At 62.6% G+C, this 7,568-nt stretch carries 6 protein-coding genes and 3 tRNA genes; 8 read left to right on the top strand and 1 reads right to left on the bottom strand.

Annotated features, from left to right (window positions below; all coding sequences use genetic code 11):
- Window positions 1-140: 140 nt before the first annotated feature.
- From AC1RL5_RS17385 to AC1RL5_RS17350, 8 genes are all read left to right on the top strand, one after another.
- Window positions 141-216: transfer RNA gene (locus AC1RL5_RS17385), tRNA-Glu, on the top strand.
- 52 nt (window positions 217-268) lie between these two features.
- Window positions 269-344 (top strand) — tRNA-Ala (locus AC1RL5_RS17380).
- A gap of 78 nt (window positions 345-422) precedes the next feature.
- Window positions 423-498, top strand: a tRNA-Glu gene (locus AC1RL5_RS17375).
- Between the two features lie 181 nt (window positions 499-679).
- Complete coding sequence (locus AC1RL5_RS17370) at window positions 680-1,219, top strand: TetR/AcrR family transcriptional regulator (protein WP_492589824.1); 540 nt, start codon at window positions 680-682, stop codon at window positions 1,217-1,219.
- 26 nt (window positions 1,220-1,245) lie between these two features.
- A complete protein-coding gene (locus tag AC1RL5_RS17365; RefSeq protein WP_015634891.1) occupies window positions 1,246-2,079 on the top strand; it encodes an alpha/beta fold hydrolase in 834 nt (277 codons plus the stop codon).
- A 47-nt stretch (window positions 2,080-2,126) separates the two neighbouring features.
- A complete protein-coding gene (locus AC1RL5_RS17360) occupies window positions 2,127-2,561 on the top strand; it encodes an acyl-CoA thioesterase (protein WP_011060370.1) in 435 nt (144 codons plus the stop codon).
- A gap of 144 nt (window positions 2,562-2,705) precedes the next feature.
- Window positions 2,706-3,665 (top strand): tRNA dihydrouridine synthase, encoded by a 960-nt coding sequence (locus AC1RL5_RS17355; RefSeq protein WP_011060371.1) that lies wholly within the window; start codon window positions 2,706-2,708, stop codon window positions 3,663-3,665.
- A gap of 114 nt (window positions 3,666-3,779) precedes the next feature.
- Complete coding sequence (locus tag AC1RL5_RS17350; protein WP_072451537.1) at window positions 3,780-4,226, top strand: Hsp20 family protein; 447 nt, start codon at window positions 3,780-3,782, stop codon at window positions 4,224-4,226.
- Between the two features lie 48 nt (window positions 4,227-4,274).
- Here AC1RL5_RS17350 and AC1RL5_RS17345 read toward each other — a convergent pair whose 3' ends face one another.
- Window positions 4,275-7,553 carry an EAL domain-containing protein gene (locus tag AC1RL5_RS17345; protein ID WP_492589821.1) on the bottom strand — a complete coding sequence of 1,093 codons (3,279 nt, stop codon included), beginning with the start codon at window positions 7,551-7,553 and terminating at the stop codon, window positions 4,275-4,277.
- Between the last annotated feature and the right edge of the window lie 15 nt (window positions 7,554-7,568).

Genomic DNA, 7,568 nt, shown 5'->3' with positions numbered 1-7,568 from the left:
CTGGGAGAGCGCTTGCATGGCATGCAAGAGGTCGACGGTTCGATCCCGTCTAGCTCCACCAATTTACAGTTCAAGGCCTGGCCACACCGGCCTTGGATCGATCGGTACTCAGCACCGGTCAGTTGTACAGAAGGGTTTGCGTCCCCTTCGTCTAGTGGCCTAGGACACCGCCCTTTCACGGCGGTAACAGGGGTTCGAGTCCCCTAGGGGACGCCAGTTTCACACAAGCGATGTTGCAAGATGTCGCTGCGCCGCGAGGCGAAAATCCGGGGCTATAGCTCAGCTGGGAGAGCGCTTGCATGGCATGCAAGAGGTCGACGGTTCGATCCCGTCTAGCTCCACCAATTTACAGTTCAAGGCTTGGCCACACCGGCCTTGAATCGATCAGTACTCAGCACTGATCAGCTGTTAGAAGGGTTTGTGTCCCCTTCGTCTAGTGGCCTAGGACACCGCCCTTTCACGGCGGTAACAGGGGTTCGAGTCCCCTAGGGGACGCCACGTTTACCCGCTCTGCGGGATTTTTAAGGGTCATTCAATCATTGAATGACCCTTTTGTTTTTCTGGCCTTTGGCCAATCTCTCTTTCTTCCTCACCTGCGCTTCTGACCGACGGTCACACTGGCGACTTGCGGAAAATTATTATGAGAATAATATTTTTTCCGTAATATTCGGAGGTAACGATGAACGACAAAAAAGCTCAAACCCGCGAACGTATTCTCCAGGCCGCCAGTTCTGCACTGATCCAGCGCGGCCCGGCCGAACCGAGTGTGGGTGAGGTGATGGGGGCTGCCGGCCTGACTGTAGGCGGCTTCTATGCGCACTTTGAGAGCAAGGATGCGCTGATGCTGGAAGCTTTCACTCAGCTGCTTTCCCATCGACGCGGCCTGCTCGATGAAATGGATGCAAGCCTCAGCGGCGAGGAGCGCCGGGCGTTGGCAGCGGCGTTCTATCTGTCGCGCAAACACCGCGACTCCACCGGGCAGGCGTGCCCGATTCCAGCCTCGGTCGGCGAACTGGGGCGCTTGCCCGAGAGCTTTCGCAAGGCCTTGAACGAACACATGGAGCTGATGGTCGCGCAACTGGCTGCCAGCCCCGAAGATACCGACAAGGCCTTGGCCGACATGGCGCTGATGGTTGGCGGCCTGTCCCTGGCGCGGGCGTTGGGGCCCGGCGAGTTGTCCGATCGTTTGCTGCGTGCCGCCAAGTCGGCGGTGCTATGACCTGAAGTGCAACGGCGAGGTAGGTGATGAGCAGATTGAGCTGGATTCGTGGAGTCAATGGCACTCTGGGGTGGGTGGCGCCGCAATGGGCGGCGAATCGGATGCGTCATTTGTTCATGACCCCTCGCGAGCTGCCGCCACGAAAGTGGGAGTTGCCCCTGCTGGCGCGCGCCGAGCGCCTGACCTTGCGTTTCGGGCTTTCAGCCTTGCGTTGGGGCCAGGGGCCGACGGTATTGCTGATGCACGGCTGGGAAGGGCGGCCCACGCAGTTTGCCAGCCTGATCGAGGCCCTGGTGGCCGCCGGTTATACCGCCGTGGCGCTGGATGGCCCGGCCCATGGTCGTTCCCCGGGCGATGAGGCAAACGTGGCACTGTTTGCCCGGGCGATGCTGGAGGCAGCAGCCGAATTGCCGCCCCTGCGCGCGGTGATCGGCCACTCCATGGGCGGTGCCAGCGCCATGCTCGCGGTGCAATTGGGCCTGCGCACCGAAACCCTGGTCAGTATCGCCGCGCCGGCACGTATCCTGGCCGTGTTGCGCGGTTTTGCCAGCTACATGCGGTTGCCGCCCAGGGCGCGTTCCGCCTTTATCCGCCAGGTGGAGAAGAAGGTCGGAATGCGCGCCGCCGCCATGGACGTGGCCCAGTATCAGTTGGATATGCCCGGCCTGATCATTCACGCCGAAGATGACCTCTTCGTTCCGGTCAAGGAATCGGAGCTGATCCACCAGGCCTGGTTCGACAGCCGTCTCCTGCGCTTGAGTGAAGGTGGCCACCAGCGGATATTGGCCGACTCCCGAGTGGTGGATGCGGTGGTGGCGCTGGTCAGTGGACGGCATCTGCAAGCGCGCCAATCGGCCTGAGCATCCGTTACACTGCCCCGGTCAAAAAAACTGACCGGGAGTCGGGCATGAGTTGGGATCTGGCAACGCCATTCGTCATCGATCTGCAGGTGGCCGCCGAGGATATCGATGGCCTCGGGCACGCCAACAATGCGGTCTACGTGACCTGGCTGGAGCGTTGCGCCTGGCGACATTCGCAACGCCTGGGGCTGGACCTGGCCGAATACCGGCGCCTGGACCGGGCGATGGCCGTGGTGCGGCACGAGATCGATTACCTGGCGGCGGCCTATGAAGGCGATGAGCTGCAACTGGCCACCTGGATCGTCGATTGGGACCAGCGCCTGAAGATGACCCGGCGTTTCCAGCTGATGCGCCCGAGCGACGGTACGACCCTGTTGCGGGCCCAGACCACCTTTGTCTGCATCGAGCTGTCCACCGGCAAGCCCAAGCGCATGCCCGCCGAGTTCCTGGACGGTTACGGCCCGGCCCTGCAGGGCGCCTGACACCTCCCTGTGCCCGTGCAGGCGCCGGCTTGCCAGCGAAGGCGCCTGCAACGGCTGGCTCGCCCCTGTAAAACTCCTGCTGAAGGTCGAAACCCAGTAAACTGGCGGACGTTTTTTTGCCCGTTTTCTTGTCGAGTGTGTTTCATGCAAATTGCCCTGGCGCCCATGGAGGGGTTGGTCGACAACATCCTGCGGGATGTACTGACTCGTGTTGGCGGGATCGACTGGTGTGTCACCGAGTTCATCCGCGTCAATGACCGCCTGTTGACGCCTGCCTACTTCCACAAGCTCGCCCCCGAACTGCTGCACGGTGCGCACACCGCGGCCGGCGTGCCGCTGCGAGTGCAGTTGCTGGGTTCGGACCCGGTGTGCCTGGCAGAGAACGCGGCCCTGGCCTGTGAGCTGGGCAGTGAGGTCATCGACCTGAACTTCGGTTGCCCGGCCAAGACCGTCAACAAGTCCCGGGGCGGGGCGGTGCTGCTCAAGGAGCCCGAGCTGCTGAACCAGATCGTCGAGCATGTGCGGCGTGCGGTGCCGGCGCACATTCCGGTCACGGCGAAAATGCGCCTGGGCTTCGACAGCCCGGATGGCTCGCTGGTCTGTGCCACAGCGCTGGCCGAGGGTGGCGCCGAACATATCGTGGTGCATGCGCGGACCAAGGTCGACGGCTACAAGCCGCCGGCCCATTGGGAGTGGATCCCGCGGGTGCAGGAAGTGGTCAAGGTGCCGGTGTTCGCCAACGGGGATATCTGGAGCGTCGAGGACTGGCGCCGTTGCCGGGAAATCAGCGGCGTCGAGGACATCATGCTGGGTCGCGGGCTGGTCTCGCGTCCCGATCTGGCCCGGCAGATCGCCGCAGCCCGGGCCGGTGAAGAAGTGGTGGAAATGTCCTGGGCCGACCTGCAGCCGATGCTCCAGGATTTCTGGGCGCAGGTAGTGGTGCAACTGACCCCGCGTTCGGCGCCGGGGCGCCTGAAGCAATGGCTGGCGATGCTGACCCGCAACTACCCGGAAGCGGTCGAGCTGTTCACCGCCCTGCGCCGGGAAACCGAGCTGGATCAGGTCGGGCGCCTGTTGGGCATGCCCCGAAGCGAGGCAGCGTAAAAATTTTTTAAGGCATGTCTTGAAACGCTGGAGCCCATCCCTATCTCTTGGGTACGCGATGCCGAATTCGGGTCGCGGAGATAACCACTCGCTGAATAATCAGGAGAAACACCCATGAGTACTGCATTTTCCTTGGCTCCACTGTTCCGTTCCTCTGTCGGCTTCGACCGTTTCAATGATCTGTTCGAGTCGGCACTGCGCAACGAACCAGGCAGCAGCTACCCACCCTACAACGTTGAGAAACACGCTGACGATCAATACCGCATCGTCGTTGCCGCCGCCGGTTTCCAGGAAGAAGACCTGGAACTGCAAGTGGAAAAAGGCGTGTTGACCGTGAGCGGTGGCAAGCGCGATGCCAATGAAAGCGTCACTTACCTGCACCAGGGCATTGCCCAGCGTGCATTCAAGCTGTCCTTCCGCCTGGCCGACCATATCGAGGTCAAGGCCGCGGCCCTGAGCAACGGTCTGTTGAATATCGACCTGCTGCGGGTCGTGCCGGAAGAGGCCAAAGCCAAGCGCATCCCGATCAACGGTGCGCAGCAAGCGGCTCTGCAACACTAAGACCGCTGCAATAAAAGGGCGCCCTGGTGGCGCCCTTTTTCGTGCCTGTCATTCCAGCAGCTTCTTGAATTCGCTCAGCGGCAACGGCCTGCTATGGAGGAAACCCTGGTACAGGTGGCACTCCAGTCCCTGGAGGAACTCGAGCTGCTGCGGGGTTTCCACGCCTTCGGCGATGACCTTGAGGTTCAGGCTGCGGGCCATGGCGACAATGGCCCGGATGATTTCCGCATCGTTGGGGTCGTGGGTCGCATCGCGGACGAAGGACTGGTCGATCTTCAAGGTGTCCACCGGCAAGCGCTTGAGGTAGGTCAGGGACGAGTAGCCGGTGCCGAAATCGTCCATGGCAAAGCTCACTCCGAGTTTCTTCAGCCGGCGCATCTTGTTGATGGTGTCTTCCAGGTTCTGGATCACGATGCCTTCGGTGATCTCCAGCTTCAGCAGGCTCGAGGGCAGTGCGTAGGCGTGCAGGCTGTGTTCGACCCGCTCGACAAAGTCGGTCTGGCGGAACTGCCGCGGGCTGATGTTGACGCACAGGCTGAAGTGCTGGGGATCCACCAGTTTCTGATCGATCAACTGGCTGAAGGCCAGGCAGGCCTCGTCGAGAATCCAGGTGCCCACCTCGAGGATCAGGCCGCTGTCCTCCAGCACCTTGATGAACTCGGTCGGCGACTGTGCGCCCAACTCCGGGTGTTGCCAGCGCACCAAGGCTTCGGCGCCGACGATGCGGTTGTCGCGGGCGTCCACCTGGGGCTGGAAGTGCACGCTGAATTCGCCCCGGGACAGGGCCAGGCGCAGGTCGGTTTCCATGCGCAGGCGTTCGCTGGCGGCTTTTTGCATGGTGTTGTGGAACATCTGGGTGGTGTTGCGCCCTGAATCCTTGGCCCGATAAAGGGCGATGTCGGCGCGTTTGAGCAGGTCGGTGGGGGTCGAGCCGTGGTCGGGAATCAGTGCCACACCGATGCTCGGGGTGACCTGCAGGCGCTGACCATCGAGGAACATCGGTTCGGACAGCAATTCGCGCAGGGTGTCGGCCAGTTGGCGGACCTGTTCGCTGACTTCGTTGCGCGTGCCCTCAAGGCCACTCAGCAGGACCACGAACTCATCGCCGCCCAGGCGTGCCACGGTGTCTTCCATGCGCACGCTGGCTTCGAGCCGGGCGGTGATGATTTTCAACACGGTGTCGCCCACCGGGTGGCCCAGGGAATCGTTGATGTGCTTGAAGTGATCGAGGTCGAGAAACAGTAGGGCGCCGCGCAGGTTATGACGCTTGAGCAGGGCAATCTGCTGGCTCAGGCGGTCCATCAGCAGGGCGCGGTTGGGCAGGTTGGTCAGGGGGTCGTGGTAAGCCAGGTGGCGGATCTGCGCCTGGGCGTTCTTCAGCAGGCTGACGTCCCGGGCGGTCATTAGCAGGCAGGGCGTTTCGTTGAGGGTGATGGGCTCCACCGAGACTTCCAGGGTGAGGATTTCCCCGCGCTTGTTGCGTCCGAGCATTTCCAGGTGGTGCACCCGGCCCTTGATCTGGAGCTCCGCCAGCAAGGTGGAGAGTTGCGCTTCTTCGGCCCAGATGCCGATCTGGTACATGGTGCGGCCGATCACCTCGTCGTTGCGGTGGCCGGTCAGGCGGCAGAAACCATCGTTGACTTCCAGATAGCGGCCCGTGTCGCGCTCGGTGATGCTGATGGCATCGGGGCTGGAGTGAAAGGCCTTGGCGAACTTCTCTTCGCTGGCCTTGAGGGCCGCCTCCGAGCGCTGCTGCTGGGTGATGTCCCGCAGGTTGGTGACGATGCAGGGCTGCTTGTCCACGGTGATCAGGCGGCTGGAAATGATGCAGGTCAGCGGCTGGCCGTTCTTGTGGTGGACCACCACTGCCACATTATTCAGCGCCTGTTCACGAATCACCTGCTCGATGCGCCGCAGGCGCGGCGCGGCGTCTTCCCAAAGGCCGATCTGTTCGGCGCTGCGGTTGAGCACTTCGTCCAGGGTCCAGCCGAAGGTCTGGGTGAAGCTGGAGTTGATCTCGATGAACTGACCGGTTTCCAGCAAGGTCACGCAGATTGGGTCGGGGCTGACCTGGAACAGGCTGGCGAACTTCTCTTCGGAGGTGATCAGGCGCTGTTCCCGTTCCACCTGCTCGGTGATGTCCAGCAGAGTGCCGGCCATGCGCAGCGGGCTGCCCTGTTCGTCGCGGTAGAGGCGGGCGCGGCTTTCCAGGTAGCGCGAGCTGCCGTCCTCCAGTTGCACCCGGTAGGTCAGTTGATAGTTGCCCGCCGGCCCTTCGCGCAGGCTGCGGTAGGCATCGCGCATGGAGTTGCGCTCTTCGGTGGGTACGCCTTCGAAGAAGGCGTCGAAGGATTCATGGAAAGGGATGGGTTCCAGGCCGTGCAATTGCGCGGCGCGGGCCGAGCCGTAGAGCATGCCGCTGGGAATGTGCCAGTCCCAAGTACCCAGTTGCGCCGAATCCAGGGCCAGGTCCAGGCGCTCCTGGCTGTCCTTGAGTGCCTGTTCGGATCGTTTGCGCTCGCTGGTGTCGAGAAAGGTGCTGAGCAGGTAGGCCTTGCCCTCCAGTTCAACCTTCTGGGCACTGAGGATGCCGTCATGGATCTGCCCGTTGCTGGCGCGAAATTGCACTTCGAGGCTGGCGGCCTGGCCCTTCTTCTGGACCGCCTTGATCAGCTGGGGGCGCTGTTCGGGGTTGACCCAGAGGCCGATCTCCAGGGTGGTACGGCCGATCACGTGCTCGGCGGGCCAGCCGAACTGGCTTTCGAAGTACTGGTTGGCCTCGCTGATCAGGCCATCTTCCAGGCGGGTCAGCAGCACGGTGTTGGGGCACAGGTGAAACAGCGTGGCAAAGCGCTTTTCCGAACTGCTGAGGGCTTCTTCGCGTTGGCGTTGGTGGGTGATCTCGCGGATTACCCCGATCATTCGCGGCTTGCCGTGCTTGTCCGGTAACACGCTGCCGTTGATCTCCAGCCAGTGCAGGCTGCCATCGGGCCAGCGAATGCGGTGGTGCATGGCGTGTTCCAGCGGCGCGCCGGCCAGCACTGAATGAAAGGCGCGAATCGTCCTGGCCCGGTCCTCGATGGGCAGCAGGTCGAGGTATTCGAGGTTTTCCGGCAAGGGCTGGCGCGGATCGAAGCCGAACAGCGCCTGGGTGCCCCGGGACCAGCTGATCTGCCCGCTTTCAATATCCCAATACCAGGCCCCCAGGCGCGCACCATTGAGGGCGGCGAGCAACTGCGGTGCGCTTTCCCAGCTTTGCTCCGACTCCCGGGGGTCGACAGCATGGATACGCGGCAAGGGCGGAATACGGTCAGCGGGTTTGGGCATGGAGGTCAGGCCTTG

Source organism: Pseudomonas sp. GW822-FHT06D10, from assembly GCF_058799535.1.
Note: the sequence above shows the minus strand (reverse complement) of the source record. Positions and strands in the feature narration are given on the sequence as shown.